At 63.0% G+C, this 23,929-nt stretch carries 22 protein-coding genes and 2 riboswitches; of the genes, 17 read left to right on the top strand and 5 right to left on the bottom strand.

Going from position 1 to position 23,929, the window contains the following annotated elements; genetic code table 11:
- Positions 1 to 54: 54 nt before the first annotated feature.
- The 3 genes from gcvP to gcvT are packed head-to-tail and all read right to left on the bottom strand — an operon-like array spanning position 55 to position 4,436.
- Positions 55 to 2,913, bottom strand: coding sequence for an aminomethyl-transferring glycine dehydrogenase (gene gcvP / locus GH983_RS07875; protein WP_153762096.1), 2,859 nt, complete (start codon positions 2,911 to 2,913; stop codon positions 55 to 57).
- Complete coding sequence (gene gcvH, locus GH983_RS07880) at positions 2,913 to 3,275, bottom strand: glycine cleavage system protein GcvH (RefSeq protein ID WP_153762097.1); 363 nt, start codon at positions 3,273 to 3,275, stop codon at positions 2,913 to 2,915. The genes gcvP and gcvH overlap by 1 nt, the downstream gene beginning before the upstream one ends.
- Before the next feature lie 21 nt (positions 3,276 to 3,296).
- Entirely contained in the window at positions 3,297 to 4,436 is a 1,140-nt protein-coding gene (gene gcvT, locus GH983_RS07885; protein ID WP_153762098.1) for a glycine cleavage system aminomethyltransferase GcvT, read from the bottom strand.
- A 149-nt stretch (positions 4,437 to 4,585) separates the two neighbouring features.
- Positions 4,586 to 4,674: riboswitch (glycine riboswitch) on the bottom strand.
- A 186-nt stretch (positions 4,675 to 4,860) separates the two neighbouring features.
- Here gcvT and GH983_RS07890 point away from each other — a divergent pair.
- Both GH983_RS07890 and GH983_RS07895 read left to right on the top strand, forming a co-directional pair.
- A complete protein-coding gene (locus tag GH983_RS07890; RefSeq protein WP_153762099.1) occupies positions 4,861 to 5,232 on the top strand; it encodes a hypothetical protein in 372 nt (123 codons plus the stop codon).
- Between the two features lie 72 nt (positions 5,233 to 5,304).
- Positions 5,305 to 6,375: a DUF1775 domain-containing protein gene (locus GH983_RS07895; RefSeq protein ID WP_153762100.1), complete on the top strand. Its 1,071-nt coding sequence runs from the start codon at positions 5,305 to 5,307 to the stop codon at positions 6,373 to 6,375.
- An 82-nt stretch (positions 6,376 to 6,457) separates the two neighbouring features.
- Here the strand turns inward: GH983_RS07895 and GH983_RS07900 are convergent, their stop codons facing one another.
- On the bottom strand, positions 6,458 to 6,733 hold the full coding sequence (locus GH983_RS07900; protein ID WP_054150189.1) for a hypothetical protein: 276 nt from the start codon (positions 6,731 to 6,733) through the stop codon (positions 6,458 to 6,460).
- A 196-nt stretch (positions 6,734 to 6,929) separates the two neighbouring features.
- On the opposite strand from GH983_RS07900, the gene GH983_RS07905 reads away from it, so the two are divergent.
- From GH983_RS07905 to cobO, 11 genes are all read left to right on the top strand, one after another.
- Entirely contained in the window at positions 6,930 to 7,466 is a 537-nt protein-coding gene (locus GH983_RS07905) for a flavodoxin domain-containing protein (RefSeq protein ID WP_069041495.1), read from the top strand.
- Between the two features lie 60 nt (positions 7,467 to 7,526).
- Positions 7,527 to 7,904 (top strand): fluoride efflux transporter CrcB, encoded by a 378-nt coding sequence (gene crcB, locus GH983_RS07910; protein ID WP_054150191.1) that lies wholly within the window; start codon positions 7,527 to 7,529, stop codon positions 7,902 to 7,904.
- Between the two features lie 94 nt (positions 7,905 to 7,998).
- A complete protein-coding gene (locus GH983_RS07915) occupies positions 7,999 to 8,988 on the top strand; it encodes an RluA family pseudouridine synthase (RefSeq protein WP_054150192.1) in 990 nt (329 codons plus the stop codon).
- Positions 8,985 to 9,638, top strand: a complete 654-nt coding sequence (locus GH983_RS07920) for an HAD-IA family hydrolase (protein ID WP_069041493.1) — start codon at positions 8,985 to 8,987, stop codon at positions 9,636 to 9,638. Before GH983_RS07915 ends, GH983_RS07920 begins: the two co-directional genes overlap by 4 nt.
- Positions 9,639 to 9,647: 9 nt before the next feature.
- A complete protein-coding gene (locus tag GH983_RS07925) occupies positions 9,648 to 10,454 on the top strand; it encodes an ATP12 family chaperone protein (RefSeq protein WP_054150194.1) in 807 nt (268 codons plus the stop codon).
- 63 nt (positions 10,455 to 10,517) lie between these two features.
- Positions 10,518 to 11,336 carry a hypothetical protein gene (locus GH983_RS07930; RefSeq protein ID WP_153762101.1) on the top strand — a complete coding sequence of 273 codons (819 nt, stop codon included), beginning with the start codon at positions 10,518 to 10,520 and terminating at the stop codon, positions 11,334 to 11,336.
- 66 nt (positions 11,337 to 11,402) lie between these two features.
- A riboswitch (cobalamin riboswitch) is annotated at positions 11,403 to 11,775 on the top strand.
- Between the two features lie 184 nt (positions 11,776 to 11,959).
- Positions 11,960 to 12,490 carry a bifunctional adenosylcobinamide kinase/adenosylcobinamide-phosphate guanylyltransferase gene (cobU, locus tag GH983_RS07935; protein ID WP_153762102.1) on the top strand — a complete coding sequence of 177 codons (531 nt, stop codon included), beginning with the start codon at positions 11,960 to 11,962 and terminating at the stop codon, positions 12,488 to 12,490.
- Between the two features lie 3 nt (positions 12,491 to 12,493).
- A complete protein-coding gene (gene cobW / locus GH983_RS07940) occupies positions 12,494 to 13,570 on the top strand; it encodes a cobalamin biosynthesis protein CobW (RefSeq protein WP_153762103.1) in 1,077 nt (358 codons plus the stop codon).
- A gap of 3 nt (positions 13,571 to 13,573) precedes the next feature.
- The gene (gene cobN / locus GH983_RS07945; protein WP_153762104.1) at positions 13,574 to 17,494 is read left to right on the top strand and encodes a cobaltochelatase subunit CobN; all 3,921 of its coding nucleotides are present in this window, start codon (positions 13,574 to 13,576) and stop codon (positions 17,492 to 17,494) included.
- Positions 17,495 to 17,513: 19 nt separating this feature from the next.
- Positions 17,514 to 17,909 carry a GFA family protein gene (locus tag GH983_RS07950; RefSeq protein ID WP_236759352.1) on the top strand — a complete coding sequence of 132 codons (396 nt, stop codon included), beginning with the start codon at positions 17,514 to 17,516 and terminating at the stop codon, positions 17,907 to 17,909.
- Positions 17,910 to 17,988: 79 nt separating this feature from the next.
- Entirely contained in the window at positions 17,989 to 18,621 is a 633-nt protein-coding gene (cobO, locus tag GH983_RS07955) for a cob(I)yrinic acid a,c-diamide adenosyltransferase (RefSeq protein ID WP_069041487.1), read from the top strand.
- Positions 18,622 to 18,624: 3 nt separating this feature from the next.
- Here cobO and GH983_RS07960 read toward each other — a convergent pair whose 3' ends face one another.
- Positions 18,625 to 19,410 carry a TSUP family transporter gene (locus tag GH983_RS07960; protein ID WP_069041486.1) on the bottom strand — a complete coding sequence of 262 codons (786 nt, stop codon included), beginning with the start codon at positions 19,408 to 19,410 and terminating at the stop codon, positions 18,625 to 18,627.
- A gap of 352 nt (positions 19,411 to 19,762) precedes the next feature.
- Here GH983_RS07960 and GH983_RS07965 point away from each other — a divergent pair, with 352 nt between their 5' ends.
- The 4 genes from GH983_RS07965 to cbiE are packed head-to-tail and all read left to right on the top strand — an operon-like array spanning position 19,763 to position 23,928.
- The gene (locus tag GH983_RS07965) at positions 19,763 to 21,148 is read left to right on the top strand and encodes a sirohydrochlorin chelatase (RefSeq protein ID WP_153762105.1); all 1,386 of its coding nucleotides are present in this window, start codon (positions 19,763 to 19,765) and stop codon (positions 21,146 to 21,148) included.
- On the top strand, positions 21,148 to 22,053 hold the full coding sequence (locus tag GH983_RS24090) for a cobalamin biosynthesis protein CbiG (protein ID WP_194842799.1): 906 nt from the start codon (positions 21,148 to 21,150) through the stop codon (positions 22,051 to 22,053). Before GH983_RS07965 ends, GH983_RS24090 begins: the two co-directional genes overlap by 1 nt.
- Complete coding sequence (locus GH983_RS24095; protein WP_194842800.1) at positions 22,050 to 22,694, top strand: precorrin-8X methylmutase; 645 nt, start codon at positions 22,050 to 22,052, stop codon at positions 22,692 to 22,694. The genes GH983_RS24090 and GH983_RS24095 overlap by 4 nt, the downstream gene beginning before the upstream one ends.
- Positions 22,687 to 23,928 carry a precorrin-6y C5,15-methyltransferase (decarboxylating) subunit CbiE gene (cbiE, locus tag GH983_RS07975; RefSeq protein WP_153762106.1) on the top strand — a complete coding sequence of 414 codons (1,242 nt, stop codon included), beginning with the start codon at positions 22,687 to 22,689 and terminating at the stop codon, positions 23,926 to 23,928. Before GH983_RS24095 ends, cbiE begins: the two co-directional genes overlap by 8 nt.
- Position 23,929 lies beyond the last annotated feature (1 nt).

Here is a 23,929-nt window from a genome sequence, read left to right on the forward strand (position 1 = left end):
ACAAATGAAGAACGCCGCCTCAAGGGCGGCGTTCTCATGGCGAATTTCAGGCTGTTACTCTGCCGCTTCCGCGTAGGCTTCCATCGGCGGGCAGGTGCACACCAGGTTACGGTCCCCATAGACATTGTCGACGCGGTTGACTGAGGACCAGTACTTGTCCACCCGAAAGGCGCCCGGCGGATAGCAGGCCTGTTCGCGGCTATAGGGACGATCCCACTGGCCGACGAGGTCTTCCACCGTATGCGGTGCGTTCTTCAGCGGATTGTTGGCCTTGTCCATCCGGCCTTCTTCGATGTCGCGGGCTTCCTCGCGGATTGCCAGCATGGCTTCGCAGAAACGGTCGATCTCGGCCTTGGTCTCCGATTCCGTCGGCTCGATCATCAGCGTTCCGGCCACCGGCCAGCTCATGGTCGGCGCGTGGAAGCCGCAGTCGATCAGGCGCTTGGCGACATCGTCGACGGTGACGCCGGCGGACGCCTGCAGCGGACGGGTGTCGATGATGCATTCATGCGCCACGCGACCCGAGGCCGAGGTATAGAGCACGTCATAGGCACCCTTCAGCCGCGCCGCGATATAGTTGGCGTTGAGGATCGCGACCTTCGTCGCCTGCGTCAGACCTTCGCCACTCATCATCAGGCAGTAGGACCAGCTGATCGGCAGAATCGAGGGCGAACCGTAAGGTCCAGCTGACACCGCGCCTGGACGACCGTCAGTGACGACATGGCCCGGCAGGAAAGGTGCCAGATGCGCCTTGACGCCGATCGGCCCCATGCCCGGACCGCCGCCGCCATGTGGGATACAGAAGGTCTTGTGCAGGTTGAGGTGGGAGACGTCGGATCCGATGTCGCCGGGACGGGATACGCCGACCATGGCATTCATGTTGGCACCGTCGAGATAGACCTGGCCACCGTGCTGGTGGGTGATCTCGCAGATCTCGCGCACCGTCTCCTCAAACACGCCATGCGTCGAGGGGTAGGTGATCATGCAGCAGGAGAGGTTGTCTGCATGCTCTTCCGCCTTGGCGCGGAAGTCGTCGAGGTCGACGTCGCCGTTTTCCTTCGACTTGACCGGCACGACCGTCATGCCGACCATCTGGGCGGATGCCGGGTTGGTGCCATGCGCCGAGGTTGGGATCAGGCAAACCGTCCGATGCGTATCGCCCCGCGACAGGTGATAGGCGCGGATCGTCAGCAATCCGGCATATTCCCCTTGCGCCCCCGAATTCGGCTGCATCGAGATCGCGTCGTAACCGGTAACCGCGCAGAGCTTTTCCGAGAGATCGTCGATCATCTCCTTGTAACCCAGCGCCTGATCCTCAGGCACAAAGGGATGGATGTCGGAGAATTCCGGCCAGGTGATCGGCAGCATTTCCGCCGTTGCATTCAGCTTCATCGTGCAGGAGCCGAGCGGGATCATGGCGCGATCGAGTGCGAGGTCGCGGTCTGAGAGCCTGCGGATGTAGCGGGTCATCTCGCTTTCCGCACGGTTCATGTGGAAGATCGGATGCGTCAGATACTCGCTGGTGCGCAGCAGATCCGTCGGCAGACGGTAGTCGGCGGAGAAATCCTCGACCTTGAAGCTGCCGCCGAAGGCACGCCAGACGGCTTCGAGCACGGCGGGGCGGGTCCGCTCGTCGAGCGCGATGCCGACCTTGGTCTCGCCGACCTTGCGCAGGTTCACACCTTCCGCGACAGCCGCCCGCATGACGAGGCCCTGCATGTGGCCAACCTCGACAGTGATCGTGTCGAAGAAGGCCTCCGGCTCGATCGTGTAGCCGAGCTTTTCCAGACCCTTCGCCAGGATGACCGTCTTCTGGTGCACCTGCTGGGCAATCGCCTTCAGGCCTTGAGGCCCGTGGAAGACGGCATACATTGATGCCATGACGGCGAGCAGGACCTGCGCGGTGCAGATGTTCGACGTGGCCTTTTCGCGGCGGATATGCTGTTCGCGGGTCTGCAGCGACAAGCGATAGGCGCGGTTGCCGCGGGCATCGACGGAAACGCCGACAAGACGACCAGGCATCGAGCGCTTGATCGCATCCTTCACTGCCATATAGGCCGCATGCGGACCGCCGTAACCCATGGGAACGCCGAAGCGCTGGGTCGAACCGATGGCGATATCAGCCCCCATTTCGCCCGGAGACTTCAACAGAAGCAGTGCGAGGATGTCGGCCGCGACGGCAGCCAGAGCGCCGGTCTGGTGCAGACGGGCGATCAGGCCGGAGAAATCGCGCACGTCGCCATGTGTGCCGGGATACTGGAAGATCGCGCCGAAGACTTCCGTTGGATCGAGATCGGTGAAGGGATCGCCGACAGTGACCGTCCAGCCCAGTGGCTCGGCGCGGGTCTGTATGACGGCGATCGTCTGCGGGTGGCAGTCCTTGTCGACGAAGAAGCCGGTCGCCTTGGTCTTGGCGCTGCGCTGGCAGAGCGCCATTGCTTCGGCGGCAGCGGTGGCCTCGTCCAGCAGCGACGCATTGGCGACGTCGAGACCGGTGAGATCCGTCACCATGGTCTGGTAGTTGAGGAGCGCCTCAAGGCGACCCTGGCTGATTTCCGGCTGGTAGGGCGTATAGGCCGTGTACCAGGCCGGGTTTTCCAGAATGTTGCGCTGGATGACCGGCGGCGTGATCGTGCCATAATAGCCCTGGCCGAGAAGCGAGGTCAGGACCTTGTTCTTGTTCGCCGTCTCGCGAAGCTTGTCGAGCGCTTCGCGCTCGGTCATCGCCGCACCCCAGGTGAGCGGCACCTTCTGGCGGATCGAGCCGGGGACGGTCGCGTCGATCATCTCGTCGAGCGAGTGATAGCCGATCACCTTCAGCATCTCGGTCATCTCGGAGGGCGAGGGGCCGATATGGCGCCGATTGGCGAAGTCGTACGGATCGTAATCCGTGAACTGGAATTCTGTCGTCATCAGGCGATCAACTCCTTGTAGGCAGCCTCGTCGAGCAGGGCGTCGGCGTCAGATGGGTTGGCGAGCTTCAGCTTGAAGAACCAGGCGGCACCTTCCGGATCGGAGTTCACCAGCGACGGATCGTCGACGATCGCCTGGTTGATTTCGACCACTTCGCCATCGAGCGGGCAGTAGACGTCGGACGCCGCCTTGACGCTCTCGACGGTCGCGGCGGTCCCGTCTTTCTTGAAGCTCGAGCCTTCGTCCGGCAGTTCGACGAAGACGAGATCGCCGAGCTGGCCGGCGGCGTGCGTGGTGATGCCGACGGTGGCAATACCGTCTTCGATCTTCAGCCATTCGTGTTCAGCGGTGAATTTCAACATGGTTCTCTCCGGAGATTTTTTTTAGCGTTTGTAGGTGGGTGTGACGAAAGGAAGAGCGGTGACGGTAAGGGGCATCAGCTTGCCACGCACCTCAGCGAAAACCTGGGTTCCAGCCTCGGCCATTTCCGTCGGCACGTAGCCCATGGCGATCGGGCCTTCCGCGCTGGGGCCGAAGCCGCCGGAGGAAACGTGGCCGATCTCGGTTTTGCCCTCGGCGTCGGCAAAGAGCTTTGCCGGCGGACGCACCGGCGCCTTGCCCTCAGGCTTCAATCCGACGCGGCGGCGAGAGACGCCATTCTCCAGTTCGCCAAGGATGCGATGAGCACCCGGAAAGCCGCCTTCGCGGGCGCCGCACAAGCGGCGGACCTTCTGGATGCCCCATTCGATCGAGGCTTCGACAGGCGAGGTCGTCGTGTCGATGTCGTTGCCGTAGAGGCAGAGCCCGGCTTCGAGGCGCAGCGAATCACGGGCGCCGAGCCCGATCGGCTGACAGTCCGGCTGGTCGAGCAAAGCCTTGGCGAGATCGCTGGCGCGATCAGCCGGCACAGAGATTTCGAAGCCGTCTTCGCCCGAATAGCCGGTGCGAGAGACGAGGGCAGGGATGTCGCCCAGAGACAGTTCACGCACATCCATGAACTTCATGGCTGCGACGTCGGAATTGAGCGCCGCAAGCACCGATTCGGCCTTCGGACCCTGGAGGGCGAGCAGCGCACGGTCGTCATGCACGAGAACTTCGACGCCATCAGGCAGCTTCGCCCTGAGATGGGCGATGTCGGAATCCTTGCAGCCGGCATTGACCACGACCAGCAGTCGCTGGCCGAGGCGGCTGATCATCAGGTCGTCGAGGATGCCGCCATTGTCGTCCGTGAAGAAGCCGTAACGCTGGCGCCCGTCCTTCAATCCGAGGATGTCGACGGGAACGAGGGTTTCGAGCGCCTTGGCAGCGTCCTCATAAGAGCCAGAGGCCGCAACCAGTTCGACCTGGCCCATGTGGGAAACGTCGAAGAGGCCAGCGGCAGCGCGCGTATGCAGGTGTTCCTTCAGCACGCCGGCCGGATACTGCACCGGCATTTCGTAACCGGCGAAGGGCACCATCTTGGCGCCAAGCGACACATGGAAATCATAAAGGGGGGTGCGTTTCAGTTGGGTCTGATCGTCCAAGACGTCGCCTCCGGGTTTGAGCGCTCGCGCGCTTGCTCAAGTCTGGGCACGGTTGTGCCGCTTCATGAGCCCCCTCTGTCCTTGTGCCTGAGATTGTTATCCCTTCGGCGCGGCCCGCTTTGGAAACGGGCCTCTCTCCAGAGTGCAGTCGACGCCTTGTGGTCCTTTTGCCTGAGAGTTTCCGGGGCGGTTGCTCCTTCGGCTCCGGATCAAACCGGTATCTCCCAACAAGGTCTTCAAGGCATTATCTGGCAGTGTGGCGGCTTGGCAAGAGGCTGCGTCGCTCCCGAACAAATAATTGTCGCTGAGGCCTCGTGATTGGCGGGCGCGCAGACACCTGGGCGTTTGCTCCGCAGGCGCGGCATCTCGCCACTTGGCTTGTCCCCGGCATCGCGATAAAGGATTCGGCGAAACGGGGGTAACGATGAAACCGAAGGTCAGGCCAGCGACGATCCTATTGCGCATCTTCTGCGCGATGGTCTTCCTGTCTGTCGGTTTTGGCCACCGGGCACCCGCCGCTATTGCCCGCGAAGTTCAGTCGGCCGCCTATATGCTTCCCGACGGCTCTTTTGCCGATCTCTGCATCGCCGATAGTGGCCAGAAGCATGCGCGCCCTTCTGCGGATTGCGAGGCCTGCCGTCTCGCTGGCGCGATTCTACTGCCGGAGCCTTCCGACCAGTCCTGGCTGCTTAGCCGGTTCACAAGTCTGGGTCAGATTGTACCTGTTGCAACAACCGTGCGCTCCGGCCATCTCCTCGATCGTCCGCGCCTCCGTGGGCCGCCGCTCTTCGTCTGATCGCCCTCACTCAATCGACGAAGACTGACGACTGCCGACGGCCAAGAAGGACCGCGGCAAGGAGAGACACCCATGAAGACCAATCTCATTCTCGCAACCGCGATTGCCACACTCGCATCGACCACGGCTGTGTTCGCCCATGCGACCTTTGCCAACCAGCCCGCCAAGGTCGGCTCCTATGTCGCCGCCGCGCTGCAGGTGCCGCATGGTTGCGACGGCAAGGCGACCAACGAAGTCCAGATCAAGCTGCCGGAAGGCTTTATCTCCGCCAAGCCGATGCCGAAGGCCGGCTGGGACGTTGAGGTCATCACCGGCGACTACCAGAACAGCTACGACAACCACGGCAAGGCAGTGACATCAGGCCCGGTCGAAATCCGCTTCAAGAACGGTGACCTGCCGGACAATTTCTACGACACTTTTGTCGTCTACGGTAAGGTCGCTGCCGGCGATCCGGCGACGGGACTTGCCTTCCCGACGGTTCAGCTTTGCGGCGCTGACGCCAAGGTCGCCTGGGATCAGATCGCGGCCCCCGGCCAGGATCCGCACGACCTCGACGGTCCGGCGCCAGTTCTCAAGCTCGCGGCCGCTGAAGGCGACGCACATGGTCATGGCGCACACGGTGCACACGGCGCGCATGCCGGTCACGGTGCTCCCGCCGAGCAGGCTGCAGCGGATGGCCACGGCGCGCATGGCGCCCATGGTGACCATTCCGGTCACGGCGATCACATGGCGGCAACCGATCCCGGTGGTTTTCAGGCCGTGACTGCCGGTGACCTCGAACTGACCGCCGGTTTCACCAGGGCGATGCTGCCAGGCCAGCCGGTCGGCGGCGGTTTCATCACCATCGTCAACAAGGGCGGTGAAGAAGACAAGCTCGTTTCCGCAACCTCAGCCCAGGCGGGCGAGGTCCAGCTGCACGAGATGGCGATGGAAGGCGAGGTGATGAAGATGCGTCAGCTGAACGACGGCATCGCAATCCCGGCCGGTGAGACGGTTGAGCTGAAGCCTGGCGGCCTGCACCTGATGTTCTTCAAGGTGACAGAGCCCTTCCAGGAAGGCGCGACCGTCAACGTCACGCTGACCTTCGAGAAGGCCGGTGCTGTGGATGTGGCGCTTCCGGTCGGTCCGGCCCGGGGCAAATGACCCTGATCGCTATGCCCTGAAATAAGAAACCGCGACCGTCACCGGTCGCGGTTTTTCTTTGCCCGGATGGGGTCTTGGGAGATCAGGCGACCGAGCTCTTGTAGGCCTCGATCGTTTCTTTCAGCGTCGCCTGCTCGAACTGTTGCTGCGAAGAGGTGAGGAAGTAGAGGGCGAGCGCCGGAGGCTGCACGACGTTGACGAGCGCCCTGAGCCGCAGGTCCTCGCTCTGTGCTGCCTGCTGTGCCAGCACACGCGTATGCTCTTCCACGTAGGACGCACGGGAGACGCGTTGTGGCGGCTTCACCGGTTCCATCGCGTAGGCCGCGGTATGCGCAGAGACTGTGACAACCTGTGTCATGGGCGTTTCCCAGATAATACATAACGACATTAGCATAAACTACGGTTATCTATGCATCTTTAAGTCGAATGAGCGGTTTTGAATAAAAATGTATTGGTTGCGTTGGCGTCCTCGGATGTGCCGCTTTGCGCCAGATCAAAGCGCCATCCATGTCCTTGCCGCACACTGAGTGCGTCATCAGCAGAGGACCAGAGCCATGATTATTCTTGTCGGCTACGCGACGGTTGAGGGGCAGACACGCAAGATCGCGGAAGCGGTCGCGTCGGCGGTCGAGGCCGCCGGCGACCGGGCACTTCTGTTCGACATATCCTCGGGTGGCGAATATGCGGTTGCCCATCCCGAGGCAGCCATCCTTTGTGCGCCGGTTCACGCGGCCCGCTATCCGGCTGCCTTCGCCCGGTTCGTTCGGCAGGAAGCCGCTTGGCTGAATGCTGTGCCCTCGGCTTTCGTGTCCGTATCCCTGCTGATCCGTTCCGAATTCGAGGAGGAGCGGGAAGAAGCGACGCATTTCCCCGACCACCTGTTCGAGGAGAGCGGATGGAAGCCCGGCATGATCCATCACGCGGCTGGCGCGCTCAGATATACCGAATATGACTTCTTCAAGCGCTGGATCATCCGGCGCATGGCAGAGCACGAGAATGCTCCAACGGATGTGAGCCGGGACCACGAATTCACCGACTGGAAGGCGCTGTCGGCGTTCGTGGCGGGATTTCTGGCATCGGCCAAGGCTTGACGCGGCGGCCCGAACCGGCTTGAACGGCTCGCGCAACAGCCGTTCAAGCCGGAGTCATCCATGTTCAATATCCTGCTCGTCGCGATCGGCGGTGCGACCGGATCGGTAGCCCGCTATCTCGCCGGGATTGCCATGACCCGCTGGCTGGGGATGGGCTTCCCCTGGGGCACGATCACCGTCAACATCGTCGGCTCGTTCATTATAGGTCTGTTGACCGAACTGCTGGCGCGGAAGTTCTCCGCATCGATGGAAATGCAGCTGCTGCTCGTGGTCGGCTTCCTTGGAGGGTTCACCACATTCTCCTCCTTTTCGCTCGACACGATGGCGCTCTTCGAACGTGGCGAAAGTCACCTGGCCCTGGCCTATGTCGGAGCGAGCCTTGTCCTGTCCCTCTCGGCCGCTTTCGGTGGTCTCGCCCTCGGCCGCAGTCTGTTCTGACGCCCGAGCCTGCATTTCCGCTTTCCCTTTCCGCCCGAAATCTACTAAAGGCACGGGATAAGTGGGTGGAGAACCCGAGCGAGAAAGTATCCTGATGGCAGGCATCGAACATATCACCGTGGAAGCCGACGAGGCTGGCATGCGGCTCGACCGCTGGTTCAAGATCCATTATCCGGGTCTAGGCTTCGGCGCGCTGCAGAAGCTTCTGCGCTCCGGCCAGGTCCGTGTCGACGGCGGTCGCGTCAAGACCGATGCACGCGTTCAGCCCGGTCAGGTGGTCCGTGTGCCGCCGATGGATGTCGACGCCAAGAAGACCGGTCCGATCGCAAGTCATGACCTGAAGCATGGTGATGACCACGAGCTCCTGTCGCGCATGCTGCTACATGAAGACGAGAAGGTCTTCGTGCTCAACAAGCCCGCCGGCCTTGCCGTGCAGGGCGGCTCGGGTCTCAATCGCCATATCGACAAGATGCTTGAAGCCTGGACGAGCCGGAAGGGCGAAAAGCCGCGCCTCGTCCACCGCCTCGATCGCGACACCTCCGGCGTGCTTGTCGTGGCGCGTACCCGCGGCGCTGCCCAGAAGCTGACGGCCGCGTTTCGCGAGCGCGACACCAAGAAGATCTACTGGTCGCTGGTGAAGGGCGTCCCGCGCAAGCACGAGGACAAGATCTCGACCTGGCTCACCAAGGACCAAACCGACGAAGGCGACCGTATGCGGGTCTGCAGGCACGGCGAGGACGGCGCAGACCACGCCATCACCTATTACCGTGTGATCGACACCGCGGCGCAGAACCTCGCCTGGCTGGAGATGGAACCCTACACCGGCCGTACCCACCAATTGCGCGTCCACGCATTGCATATCGGCCACCCGATCATTGGTGACCCGAAATACTTCGACGAGGATCACAACTGGGATTTCCCGGGCGGCGTTCAGAAGCGGTTGCACCTGCATGCACGCTTCATCGATCTGCCGCACCCGAACGGTGGCCGCCTGAAGGTGACGGCGCCGCTGCCGCCGCACATGGTCCAGACCTGGAACCTGCTTGGCCTCGATCAGCGCGACGGTGACAGGGACGGCGAATGAAGCTTGTTCTGTTCGATTGCGACGGCACGCTGGTCGACAGCGCCGGGCTGATCCATGAAGTCATGCGCCACACCTTCATCGCCTTCGGCAAGCCGGAGCCGGCCGTCGAGACGACAAAGTCGATCATCGGGTTGACGCTCGACATCGCCATTGCCCGCATGGACGGCAAACCGCATGCCGATGACGAAGCGGTCGCCATGGCTGCCCATTACAAGGCGATTTTCGCTGATGTCCGCCGAGATTCTGGTTTTGGCGAGACCATGTTCGACGGCATCCGCGAAGTCCTGGATGCGCTCATCGCCCGCGAGGACGTCTGGCTCGGCGCCGTCACCGGCAAGTCGCGACGCGGGCTGGAAACCATTCTTGAAGGTCATGGGTTGAAGCCCCATTTCCTCTTCTGCCGGACAGCCGACGACTGCCCGTCAAAGCCGCATCCGGCCATGGTGACGGAATGCTGTGACGAGGCGGGCATTGCGCCGCGCGAGACCATAGTCATCGGCGATGCCATCTACGATATGCAGATGGCCAAGGCCGCTGGTGCAACCGCGATCGGTGTCGCCTGGGGGTATGCCAAGGCCGACGATCTCTGGAAGGCTGGTGCCGATGCCGTGGTCGAGCGTCCGGTCGACCTTCTGGCCTATATCCACTAGGAGCTCTTGATGCGCGACGAACTCAGCCAGGACATTTTCGGGACCTTCATTCCGGAGCCGAGCCATGAGGATCCGGTGCGCCGGGCGCAGATCCAGATGAAGCGGCCGCTGCCGAAGCGCTTCTACGAGAGCGTCGGCATGGAGGAGCGTGAGGAAGGCTTCTCGATCACTCTCGACGGCAAGCCGGTCAAGACGCCAGCGAAGAACCTGCTGACGCTGCCGAACCGTGAGGCCGCGGAACTCGTGGTCGCCGAATGGGCCGGCCAGGGCGAATTCATCGACCCGGCGACCATGCCGATCACCAAGCTCGCAAATACCGCCATCGATGCTGTTTCGAACAGCCTGGATGACGTGTTCCACGAGATCGTCCGTTTCGCCGGAACCGATCTGCTCTGCTACCGCGCCGACGGGCCGAAGGAACTGATCGACCGGCAGTCGGCTCGCTGGGATCCTTTGCTTGCCTGGGTATCGACTGCGCACGGCGCGCGCTTCATCCTTGTCGAAGGCGTGATGCATCAGGAGCAACCGCAGGAGGCAATCGGCGCCTACGCTCGGGCGCTGGAGCGCTATCGCGATCCCTTCCAGATCTCCTGCCTCAACGTGGTGACGACGCTGACGGGTTCGGCTGTGCTGACCCTTGCATTTGCCGAGGGCGCCTTTGATCTGGATGACATCTGGTCGCTTGCCCATCTCGACGAGGACTGGACGATCGAGCATTGGGGTTCCGATGCTGAGGCCGAAGCGCGTCGTGAGGCCCGTTACGGCGAGTTCGCATCGGCAGCGTCACTCTTCGCAGTCCTTCAGGCAGCAAGTTAACTCTACACTAACCATAAATGGCGAATTCTCGGGCAGGTTCAGAATCACCTGTCCGGGGTCCTTATGTTCGCTCGCAGCCTTCGCATCGCCGTCGCCATGGGCTTCGCCCTGCTGCTCGCTTCCTGCTCCGTCTTTTTCGGGCGCAGCATTGACCGTCCGTTGGTTTACTACGTCCGCAACGTGACGGTCATGGCCGATGCACGCATCCCGCTCGACCTCATTGAAAGCGTCGATCGCCGCGTCTCGGCCGCGATTGCGGCGACGCGCCCGCCCGCGGGTGCCGAGCGTGTCGTGCTTCTGGTCAAAATCGATCGCCTCGGTTTCGGCGAAGGTGCCCGTCGCCGCCTCGCTCAGGCTGACTTTTCCGTGACTGCTGTTTCGGTCGAAACCGGCGAGCCGGTCGCCAAGGGAAGCTTCAGGGTGAACGGCCCGACCGACGACCCGCGCTGGGCCCGTCAGGCGCTTGCCGAAGAACTCGCGGCCCGTATCCGCTTTGCCTTCTCGCTGACCACGCCGCGTGTCCGCAAGACCCTGCCGCAGCGAACCATATCAACGCGGCTCGCTTCGGAGCCACCGCCGGTGATCGTGCCGAATGCCCGGGCGGAATCGCCACGCGCCGCCCCGGTGGTGCGGCAGGCGCCGCCGCAAAACTCGTCCGTTATGGCGGTGCCGGAGACGGCTGTTCCTCCGCCACCGCGCGAAATGGCCGCGCCGCCGGTCGCCGACGTGCAGACACCTCGGCCCGCAGCCCCGGCCCAGCCTGCGCGTCGCGCTGCCGACATCGGCCAGGGCACGCCGGTCGAACAGGGAGCCGTGGGTGCCATTCGCCTGCGGCCGGATTGCGACCCCGCCGTCACGCCGGACTGCTCCACGAGCCCTTGATCGGCCCTCGGGCGCAATGACGCAGCTCTGCGCCGCAGCTGTGATTGACTCGGCTTCGACCTCGGCCTAATCCTCATGATGGATGGTTTCCGAACGGCAGAGATGTTGTCCGGAGAGCAAAAGGGAATGCGAAGGCGTGGACCCCAACCGGGCACGCCGAACGCAGCCGACCCCGCGACTGTATTGCAGCGAGGGTTCTCCATCCGCCTTGTCGTTGAACGAGTGACGGGTCGCAGGGTGCGACCGGCTCGCCAGAACGGCAGGACGGAAAAGCCACTGGGGTGGCAACACGATCAGCCGGGGCAGGACGCCTCTTTTTCTACGAATCGTCCGCTCTTTCGTGTTGCCGCAAACCCTGGGAAGGCGAGGAGAACCCGACGGTCCTTTCGAGGATCACGACCTGCGAGCCAGGAGACCTGCCATCCACGGGCATGGTGCCCACACTGGGGAGGTCTCCCCGTTGCCAGCACGGAGGTTGTCGTGGCGACGTTCTGCATCCGCGGGTCCTTTGCGCCCCGCCGGTGCCGGTCCGTATTTGCGGGCCTGGCATCGATCGTTTTTTTGGGCATGCTGAAGGCATGCACCGCTGGCCGTCTGCGCGCGGTCGAAGGTCATGGCGCACCATGACCCCATCCGATTCCCGATCCATCCTGGTTCTCGGTGGCGCCCGCTCGGGCAAGTCGCGCTTTGCCGAGGGTTTGGCGCGCAATTCGGCGCTTGAGAAGATCTACCTAGCCACGGGACGCGCCTGGGACGACGAGATGCGCGCCCGTATCGAGACCCACAAGGCCGACCGTGCCGATGACGGCTGGACGACACATGAGGAGCCGCTGGATATCGTCGGGGCACTGAAGGCGCTGGACAAGCCCGAGCGGGTTATCCTCGTCGACTGCCTGACGCTCTGGGTCACCAATCTGATGATGGAAGAAGGCCGTGACGTGGACGCGGACGGCGCGTCACTCGCCGCCAGTCTTGAGGAACTCCAGGCCACCGTCATCTTCGTCTCCAATGAAGTCGGCCTCGGCATCGTGCCTGAGAACAAGATGGCCCGCGCCTTCCGCGACCATGCCGGCCGTCTCCACCAAGCCATCGCCGCCGAGGCGGCTGAAGTCTATTTTATCGCGGCGGGTTTGCCGTTGAAAATGAAGGGTTGAACCATGTTGCAGCAAAAGATCCCCGCCACCGTCATCACCGGCTTTTTGGGGGCCGGCAAGACCACCATCATCCGCAACATGCTGATGAATGCAGGCGGCAAGAAGATCGCGCTGATAATCAACGAATTCGGCGACCTCGGCGTCGACGGTGATGTCTTGAAGGGCTGCGGCGCCGACAATTGCACCGAAGATGACATCATCGAACTCACCAATGGCTGCATCTGCTGCACGGTCGCCGACGACTTCGTGCCGACCATGCTGAAGCTGCTTGAGCGCGACGTGAAGCCCGACCACATCGTTATCGAGACATCGGGTCTGGCGCTGCCGCAGCCGCTGGTCGCTGCCTTCAACTGGCCGGATATCCGCACCCGCGTCACCGTCGATGGCGTCGTGACCGTGGTCGATAGTGCCGCCGTCGCCGCTGGCCGTTTTGCCGACGACCATGACGCGGTCGCCGCCCAGCGCGCCGAGGACGACAATCTCGACCACGAAAGCCCGATCGAGGAGCTCTTCGAGGATCAGCTGACCTGCGCCGACCTCATCGTCCTCAACAAGACCGACCTGCTCGACGCTGCCGGCATTGCCGCTGTGCGCGCCGAGGTGACCGGCCGCACCAGCCGCAAGCCGTCCATGATCGAGGCGAAGAACGGCGAAGTGCCGTCGCTGGTCCTGCTCGGCATCGGCGCCAGCACCGAAGACGACATCGAAAACCGCAAGTCGCATCACGAGCTGGAACACGAGGCGCTGCATGCCTCGGGCGAAGACCACGACCATCACCACGATCACGACGAGTTCGAAAGCTTCGTCCTGAAGCTCGGCGCGATCAAGGACGCTTCCGATTTCATAGACCGCCTGAAGCCTGTTATCGAGAAGCATGACATCCTGCGTTTGAAGGGCTTCATCGACGTGCCGGGCAAGCCGATGCGCCTTGTCGTCCAGGCCGTCGGCACCCGCATCGAAACCTATTTCGACCGTCCCTGGACAAGCGCCGAGAAGCGCGAGACGCGCATCGTCGTCATCGGCCTGCATGAATGGGATTTCGGCGCCGTCGTCGAGGACGTTCAGGCGGCGGCCGGCTGATCCATGCATCTGCTCCTTGCCCAAAAGGGATCGATCAGCGACGGCGACGAGGCGATCGATCTCGGCCAGACGCCGGGGGACGTGCTGTTCCTCTCGGCCGCCGACACGGAGCTTGCGGCAATAGCCGCAGCTGTCGAGGCGAGGGGCGAACAGGTGGTTCGCTGGCGGCTTGCCAGCCTGATGACGCTGAAGCATCCGATGTCGGTCGATACCTATATCGAGCGCACGGCGCGGCATGCGCGGCTGATCGTGGTGCGGGCTCTGGGTGGGGCTAGCTACTTCCACTATGCGCTGGAAGCGCTACATGCCTCAGCCCGCCGCAGCGGTACGGCAATCGTTGTGTTGCCTGGCGATGACAAGCCGGACGAGGGGCTAGCACCGTTCCAGGCTTGCGTTGATGACGACCGGCAAGCGCTCTGGACCTATCTCACCGAAGGCGGGGCGGGCAATGCCTCGGCCTTCGTCTCCTATGCCGAGGCTATGCTGGGCGGGGACGAACGTCCGGAACCGGCGCGACCACTGCTGAAAGCCGGCATCTGGTGGCCGGGCAGGGGCGTGATTGGGGTCGAGGAATGGGAGAGGCTCGCGTTCCTGGCGCGCCCCTCTGACCTGCCGGCCATCTCCCCTACAAGGGGGGAGAGCAGCGTTGCGGCCGGCGGCATGCCTCCTTCTCCCCGTTCACGGGGAGAAGGTGCCCGCAGGGCGGATGAGGGGCGAACCTCTGCGCAAGACCAGCCCCTCACCCTGACACTCTCCTTGGCTGCAGGGAGAGGCAATGTCGCCCCCCTCTGCTTCTATCGCGCCCTCGTACAGAGCGGCGAAACGGCACCCGTCGAAGCCATGGTCGAAGCCTTGAAGGCTGAGGGACTGATACCGCTACCGGTCTTCGTCTCGAGCCTCAAGGATCAGGTCTCGGTCGATACGCTCCGCGCCATCTTCAACCGATTCCCGCCATCTGTTGTCATCAACACCACCGGTTTCGCCGTCTCGACGCCTGGCGCGGAAAAGCCGTCGACGGTGCTCGACGAGACCGATGCTGTCGTCCTGCAGGCGATTTTCTCGTCCTCGCTGCGCGCCACCTGGGAGAGTTCGAGCCAGGGCTTGAGCGCCCGCGATCTGGCGATGAGCGTCGCTTTGCCGGAAGTCGATGGCCGGGTGCTGACCCGCGCCGTCTCCTTCAAGTCCAAGGCGCGCTTTGACGAGCGGGTCGAGGCAAATCTGGTCAGCCACGAGCCGGATGCCGGCCGCATGCGTTTCGTTGCCGAACTGGCGGCGAACTGGGCGAAGCTCCGGGCAACTGATCCCGCCGACCGCCACGTGGCGCTTGTTATGGCCAATTACCCGAACCGCGACGGACGTCTCGGCAATGGCGTCGGACTGGATACGCCAGCCGGCACGATCGAGGTCATGCGCGCCATGCGCGACGCGGGTTATGACATTGCCGATCTACCCGCCGATGGTGATGCGCTGATGCAGGCGCTGATGGCAGGCCCGACGAACGCTGCGAACGACGGACGGGTCATTCGCGAACGTCTTTCCATCAGCGATTACATAAAGTTCTTCGATGATCTTCCCAAAGAAGTTCAGGAGCGCGTAACCGCGCGCTGGGGTGCCCCGGAAGCCGATCCCTTTCACCTGGAAGGTGCCTTTGCGCTGCCGCTGATGCGCTTCGGCAAGCTCATGATCGGCATCCAGCCGGCGCGTGGCTACAACATCGATCCCAAGGAAACCTACCATTCCCCCGACCTCGTGCCGCCGCATGGCTATCTCGCCTTCTACGCCTTCCTGAGACGGGAATTCGGCGCTCAGGCGCTCATCCACATGGGAAAACACGGCAATCTCGAATGGCTGCCGGGCAAGGCCCTGGCGCTGTCGGAAACCTGTTTCCCCGAAGCCGTCTTCGGCCCATTGCCGCATCTCTATCCCTTCATCGTCAACGATCCCGGCGAGGGCACGCAGGCCAAGCGCCGCAGCTCCGCCGTCATTATCGACCACCTGACGCCACCGCTGACGCGTGCCGAGAGTTATGGGCCGCTGAAGGATCTTGAGGCGCTGGTCGACGAATACTACGAAGCCTCGGGCGGCGATCCACGCCGTCTGGTGCTGCTGAAGAAGCAGATCCTGGAGTTGATCGCCGATATCGGCCTCGACCAGGACGCCGGCATCGCCAAGGGCGAGGCAGACGAGACGGCACTGGAAAAGCTCGACGCGTATCTATGTGACCTCAAGGAAATGCAGATCCGTGACGGGCTGCACATCTTCGGGCTCGCACCCGAAGGGCGGCTGTTGACCGATCTTGTCGTCGCGCTGGCCCGGGTGCCGCGTGGGCAGGGTAATGGCGGCGATGCCAGCCTGCAGCGGGCGATCGCAGGGGATCTGCTGAAGACCGAAGGCTTCGATCCCCTCGACTGCGTCATGTCCGCCCCTTGGGCAGGCCCCACGCCCGCGATCCTCGCCGATCTCACCGAAGCCCCCTGGCGTACCCACGGCGACACCGTGGAACGGATCGAGTTGCTAGCTGCGCAGTTGGTCGCCGGAGAGATCGCCTGCCCAGATGACTGGCCGTGCACCCGCGCCGTCCTCGCCGAGATCGAGACCCGCCTGAAACCCGCCGTCGTCTCCTCCGGCCCCGCCGAGATCAATGGCCTGCTCAAGGGCCTCGCCGGCCAATTCGTTTCCCCTGGCCCCTCAGGCGCGCCAACGCGCGGTCGACCGGACGTGCTGCCGACGGGCCGCAACTTCTACTCTGTCGACAGCCGCGCCGTGCCGACGCCGGCGGCCTATGAACTTGGCAAGAAATCCGCCGAGCTCCTGATCCAGCGTTACGTGCAGGATCACGGCGAATGGCCTGTTTCCTTCGGCATAACCGCCTGGGGCACGTCTAACATGCGCACCGGCGGCGATGACATCGCGCAGGCCCTGGCGCTCATCGGTGTCAAGCCGCTCTGGGACATGGCCTCGCGGCGCGTTACCGGCTTCGAGGTGATCCCGATCGCGATGCTGGGACGGCCGCGAGTCGATGTGACGCTCCGCATCTCCGGTTTCTTCCGCGATGCCTTCCCCGAGCAGATCGCGCTTTTCGACAAGGCGGTGCGTGCGGTGGCCAGCCTCGACGAGGACGAGGGTGACAACCCGATTGCAGCACGGGTCAGGGCCGAAACTGAGGTACTGATCGCCGAAGGGCTGGACGAAAAGCAGGCCGCCCGCCGTGCCGGCTATCGGGTCTTCGGTTCCAAACCGGGCGCCTATGGGGCTGGCCTGCAGGCATTGATGGACGAGAAGGGCTGGAATGACCGTGCCGACCTCGCCGAGAGTTATCTCGTCTGGGGCGGTTATGCCTATGGCGCGGGCGAGGAGGGCAAGGCGGAACGCGGTCTGTTCGAGGAACGCCTGCGCTCGGTCCAGGCCGTGGTACAGAACCAGGACAACCGCGAGCACGACCTGCTCGATAGCGACGACTACTACCAGTTCGAGGGCGGCATGACGGCAGCGATCGAGCATGTCGCGGGTGTGAGGCCCAAGGTCTATCACAATGACCATTCGCGGCCGGAAAAGCCTGTCATCCGCAGCCTCGAGGAAGAGATCGGCCGTGTCGTGCGTGCCCGTGTCGTCAACCCGAAATGGATCGAGGGCGTCATGCGCCACGGCTACAAGGGCGCCTTCGAGATGACCGCGACCGTCGACTATATGTTCGCCTTTGCGGCCACGACGGGCGCCGTCCGTGACCACCATTTCGAGGCCGTCTACCAAGCGTTCATCCTCGATGAGCGGGTGCGCGATTTCATGGCCGACAAGAATGCTCCGGCACAAAGAGAGCTGGCGGATCGCCTGATCGAGGCAATCGAGCGCGGCTTGTGGACGCCGAAGAGCAACTCAGCCAAATTCACCTTGAGCGAACTTGCCGAGGGAGAGTTGCATGTCTGACGTTCAACAGAGTGACCCGATGGCCTTGCGGGGGCATTGCCTTTGTGGAGGTGTGCGCTTCCGTACCTCTGGGCCCGTCCGCAGCTCTGGTCATTGCCATTGCGAGAGCTGCCGCAGGGTTGCCTCTTCGCCTGTAACGACCTTCTTCACCGTTCCGCGCGACAGCGCGCGCCTCGAAGGAGACAGTCTGCACTTTTACGCCTCATCCCCGGGTGTGCGGCGCGGCTTCTGCAGCAATTGCGGGTCGCCCATGTCGTTCGAGACTGAGCGACGGCCTGATGATATCGATTTCTATGTCGCGAGCCTTGATGATGGGCTTTCCGTAGCGATCCGCGAGCACTGGCACTGGGACGAGCGCGTCGACTGGCTCAACATAGTGGACGACTTGCCAAAGGGGCAAGGTGGCGTCTCTTGAAGACGGGGCGCGGTCACCGTTGTAGTAAACCGCAAGCCATCTGGTTCGCAAAAGAATTCAATAGTTCCGGGAGTACGACATGACTGAGGAAACGATTGCCACCGGCGAGACCGATCTCGCCCGCCATGCGGAAAAGATGGCCAAGAAGAAGGCTGCCCGCGACAAGATCATGGCGACCAAGACGGGCGAAAAAGGCCTGATCATCGTTCATACCGGCAAGGGCAAGGGCAAGTCCTCTGCTGCCTTCGGCATGATTTTCCGGCACATCGCACACGGCAAGAAATGCGCCGTGGTCCAGTTCATCAAGGGCGCCATGTCAACAGGCGAACGGGACATGATCCTCAAGCATTTCTCGGAGCTGTGCGACTTCCACACCATGGGTGAAGGCTTCACCTGGGAAACCCAGGACAAGGCGCGCGACATTGCGATGGCGCAGGCCGCCTGGGAGAAGGCCAAGGAATTGATCCGCGATCCCGCCAATTCCATGGTGCTGCTCGATGAGGTGAACATCGCCATCCGCTACGACTACATCGATCTGGCGGAGGTGCTGGAATTCCTGGCAACCGAAAAACCACCGATGACCCATGTCGTCTTGACCGGTCGCAACGCCAAGGACGAACTGATTGAACTTGCCGATCTCGTGACGGAGATGGAACTGGTGAAGCATCCCTTCCGCTCGGGCATCAAGGCTCAGATCGGAGTGGAGTACTGAACCTCACACCCCGATCCAAACCCGGATCGGGTTGGTCGGGTCCGCCAACAGGCGGATGGCAAGTGCCACGCAGGTGACGACCAGCAGCGGCTTGATGATCTTGGCCCCCTTGCTCATGGCGAAACGCGAACCGGTCTGGGCGCCGAGGAACTGGCCGACGCCCATCAGGAGGCCGACTTTCCAGAGCACGACGCCGCTGGCGACGAAGATCAGGAAGGCGCCGAGATTCGAGCCGAGGTTCAGAAGCTTCGTATGTGCCGTCGCCTTGAGCATGCCGAAGCCGGCAAGCGAGACGAAGGCGAGCATGAAGAAGGAGCCGGTGCCGGGGCCGAAGACGCCGTCATAGAGGCCGATCAGCGGCACAAGCGTCACGCCGAAGACGAAGGGCGTCATGCGCTGATGGCGGTCTTCGTCGGAAATGTTCGGCTTCAGCGCAAAATAGAGCGCGATGGCGACCAGCAGGAAGGGCATGAGCACCCGCAGCACGTCGCCTGGCACCACAGTTGCGATCAGGGCACCGATGGCACCACCGATCACCGCCATGACAGCCATCGGCAGCTGCTTCCTCAGATCCACGTGACCTTTGCGCGCATAGGCGAGCGTTGCCGACCCTGCGCCGAACATCGACTGCAGCTTGTTGGTGCCCAGCGTTTCCAGCGGCGGAATGCCGGCAATCAGCATCGCGGGAATGGTAATCAGCCCGCCGCCACCCGCAATCGAATCGATGAAGCCGGCGATGAAGGCGGCAATGAACAGCAGCAGCAAAGCTTGGAAAGCGAGATCGGCCACGGGGAGACTCGTGAAGGGTGAGGGAAGGTGGCGCTCTTGTGGACCAAACGCCTTGGCTGCGCAACCTTGCGAGAGCGTGTCGTGCAGGTCGCACAAGGGACATTCTGTGAACTGCCGCTTCCGTCACATAAAGCGCCGCAATCCGGTTTGACCGTTTGGTAAGGCTTCGATAAAGCTCGTGGTAATGTGCGACGGCGCCTGTTCGACAGGCTGGAAATAGTCCGGTGCGGCTGACCCAATCAGGGGGCCAATTCCGGAGCTGTCCCAAAGGCCATGGACCGTGCCGAAAGGCGCGATAAGTCCGGCGCTTCGTACAGGCAGAAAGAACGAAGCAGGGAGGCCTTGTATCATCATGGCGGAAAAACTCGGAATCATGGTCTGCGGCCACGGCAGCCGCAATCAGAACGCTGCGAAGGAATTCGCCGTGATTGCAGAGGCGCTGCGCGCCCGCAATCCGCACATGCCGGTCGAATATGGCTATCTCGAATTCTGCAATCCGGTGATTTCAGCCGGTCTCGACAGCCTGCGCGAACAGGGCGTGACCCGCGTGCTTGCGGTCCCCGGCATGCTGTTTGCCGCAGGCCACGCCAAGAACGACATCCCTTCGGTGCTCAACACCTACCAGGCGCAGCACAAGGATTTCGTCATCAATTACGGCCGTGAGCTCGGCATCGACCTGAAGATGATCCGCGCCGCCGGTGACCGCATCCAGACGGCTGTCGACGAGGCGAACGATACCCTTGGTTTCGTCGACAAACACGAGACGCTGCTGATGGTGGTCGGTCGCGGCTCGTCCGATCCGGACGCCAACTCCAACGCCACCAAGGTCATGCGCATGCTCTGGGAAGGCATGGGGTTCGGTTGGGGCGAGACCTGCTATTCGGGCGTGACCTTCCCGCTGGTCGAGCCGGGTCTGACCCATGCTGCAAAGCTGGGCTACAAGCGCATCGTCGTCTTCCCCTATTTCCTCTTCACCGGCGTCCTGGTGAAGCGCATCTACAGCTATACCGACGAGGTGGCAGCGCGCTATCCGGAGATCCAGTTCGTCAAGGCGAGCTACCTGAACGACCACCCGCTGGTGCTCGATGCCTTCCAGGATCGCGTCAGGGAGATCCTCGAGGGTGCCGCTGTGATGAACTGCCAGATGTGCAAGTATCGCGAACAGGTACTCGGATTCGAAGCCGATGTCGGCCAGCCGCAGGAGAGCCACCACCACCATGTGGAGGGTATCGGCGGTGGCCTGGAAAACTGTCCCTGCAAGGGCGATTGCGATGCCTCCTGCCGCGATCCCGATTTCTGTCGCGAGCATGGTCTGCCCTGGACGCCGGTGCACAGCCATGCGGAACCGGCACCTTTGAAGCCCGTTGCCGTGGAGCCGGCCTTCGACTACGCGCCCTCGTTCACTTTGGGCGGCAAATATGCAGGCCTCAAAGACAAGACGCCGGATGCCGAACTGCAGGCCGTGATGGACGCGCCTTCCTCGGTCAAGGCGGCCCATCACGAGCATGGACCGAATTGTGGCTGCGGTCACCACGAGCATGATCATGGGCACGATCACAGTCATGACCATGGGCACGACCATCACCATGATGGCCATGATCACGGCCATCACAATCATGCTCACGGCCATGGTCATGCACATGAGCATGGCCATTCGCATGGTCACGATCATCACCATGCGCCTTACCCCCATGCCGACCATCCGCTGGGGCCGAAGTCGATGCAGAAGAAAAAGTGATGCCGCTCTTCGATCGCATCCTGATCGTCGACTGGTCCGGTGCCGGGCAACCGGTCACGGGCAAGAACTCGCTCTGGGCGTGCCTCGCCCGGCGCGAGGGCGATGGTCATGTGATCGAGTGGAACGAGAATTTCTCGACCCGTCATGCTTTCATGCAGCGCCTCGACGCGGTGGTCGGCGCAGCGGTCTCCGAGGGCAAACGCCTGCTTTGCGGCTTCGACTTCGCCTTCGGCTATCCTGCTGGCACCGCCGAGCGGCTGACGGGAGAGCCCAACTGGCGGGCCCTCTGGCGCAAGATCGCCGATGAAATCGAGGATGCGCCCGATAACCGAAACAATCGCTTCGATCTCGCCTCGCGCTGGAACGCCACCCATTTTGCCGGTGAACCGCGCTTCTGGGGACGGCCGCATCAGCATGCCTATGCCGATCTCTCCGACAAGAAGCCGCCCGCGCCACTGGCGGCCCCGCTTGCCTTCCGGCGATCGGAGCAGTTTGCCAAGGGGGCAAAATCCGTCTGGCAGCTGACCTATAACGGCTCCGTCGGCAGCCAGACATTGCTCGGTATCGCACGCCTGTCGCGTTTTCTGGACGAAAGCGGCCACGGTGAACATATCGCCGTCTGGCCCTTCGAGACCGGTTTTGCTGCCTCATTCGACAAGCCTGTGGTCTTTGCCGAAATTTATCCGTCGCTCTTCACGTTGGCCGCTCAGGACGAGGTGAAGGATCAGGCGCAGGTCCGCACCGTCGCCGAGGCCTTTGCAGGCTTCGATGCGGATGGCCGACTTGCAATGCTTCTGGATCGTCCGCCAATGCTGTCAGACGAGGAGGTCGCGACATCGCTTGCTGAGGAGGGCTGGGTGCTCGGCATCGGGCATCGGGAACTTTCGGGGGAGCTGGCCGCATGAACGCCACACTCGATTACATCCGCGACCCCGCTGAAATCTACCGCCAGTCCTTCGCCACCATCCGCGTAGAAGCCGCACTCGACCGTTTCCCCACGGTCCTCCAGCCGCTGGTCATCCGCCTCATCCATGCCTGCGGCATGGTCGATCTCGCCGATGATGTCAGCTGGTCGGACGGTGCCTTCGAAGCCGGTGCTGCAGCGCTGGAAAAGGGTGCCCCGGTTCTTGTCGATGTCGAGATGGTCCGCCACGGCGTGATCCGCCGCCTGTTGCCGGCCGAAAACCAGATCCTCTGCCTGTTGAACGACGAGCGCGTGCGGCCGAAGGCCGACGAAATCGGCAATACCCGCTCCGCCGCCCAGGTCGATCTCTGGGATGAGGATCTTGCAGGCGCCGTGGTCGCGATCGGCAATGCGCCGACAGCGCTCTTCCGCCTGCTGGAGCGCATCGATGCCGGCGCGCCCAAGCCGGCCATCATCCTCGGTTTTCCCGTCGGCTTCGTGGGGGCCGCTGAAAGCAAGGACGAACTGATCGCCCATTCCAGAGGCATTCCCTACATCGCCGTGCGCGGTCGTCGCGGCGGCTCGGCCATGGCCTCGGCAGCTGTCAACGCCTTGGCGGGAGGGCTCGGCACCAATGTCTGATCGCGTACAGGGCCCCTGGCTCACCATCATCGGCATCGGAGACAACGGGCTGGAAAGCCTCACTCCCGAGGCGCAGGCGATCGTCTGGCAGGCGGAAACGCTTGTTATCGGCGAGCGGCTTGATGCGGTGATCGATGGGTCGAACTTGCCCGAGTTGAAGCGGATCCTCACCTGGGGCGCCGGTTTTCGCGAGACGCTGACCGAAATCCTGAAACTGCGTGGCACGCCCGTAACGATACTGGCCACCGGCGACCCCATGCATTTCGGCATCGGCGCGACGCTTCGGCGCTATGTGGCGGCCGACGAAATGTTCGTGCTGCCGAGCCCGTCGGCCTTTTCGCTCGCCGCTGCCCGGCTTGGCTGGCCGCTGCAATCGGTAACGCAGATCTCGCTGCATGGCCGCCCGCTCGCTTTCCTCAACCGACACGTCATGCCGCGCGCCCGCATCCTGGCGCTGACTTCGGATGCCTCGACCGTCCAGGCCGCCGCCGTCCTGCTGTCCGAACGCGGCTTTGGGGCCTCCGTGCTGCAGGTGCTCGAACATATGGGCGGCACGCAAGAGCGTATCCTGCGCATGACGGCGCTGGAAATGGCCGAGACATGCCCTGTGATCTCGGATTTCAACACGCTGGCCATCGACTGCGCCTGGGACGGGCCGCTGCTGGCACCTGTGCCGGGCCTGCCTGATGACGCCTTCCGTCATGATGGGCAGCTGACCAAGCGCGAGATCCGCGCGGCAACACTGGCCCAGCTTGCGCCTTTTCCGAATGCCCGTCTCTGGGATGTCGGTGCCGGCTGCGGCTCGATTGCGATTGAATGGATGCGATCAGGCATGGGCACCAAAGCGATCGCCATCGAGGCGAAACCCGAGCGGCTGGCGATGATCCGCGATAATGCCGAAATCCTCGGCGTGCCCGATCTCGACGTGGTCGAAGGCGAGGCGCCGGTCGTTCTCGCGGGCCTGAAGACGCCCGACGTGATCTTCATCGGCGGCGGCATCAGCGGCGAGGGGCTCTTCGAGGCCTGCTGGGCAGCGCTTCCTCCCGGCGGACGGCTGGTCGCCAATGCTGTTACGATCGAAGGCGAGGCTAAACTCGTAGATCTGCGCAGCCGCCATGGCGGTGATCTCTCACGGATTCAGGTGGCGCGGGCGGCCCCGGTTGGTCGCTATTGTGGCTGGAAGTCGCTGATGCCGGTGACGATGTGGACGGTCGTGAAGGGAGAGGGCGCATGAC

This window comes from Agrobacterium sp. MA01 (assembly GCF_009650195.1).
GTDB lineage: Bacteria > Pseudomonadota > Alphaproteobacteria > Rhizobiales > Rhizobiaceae > Allorhizobium.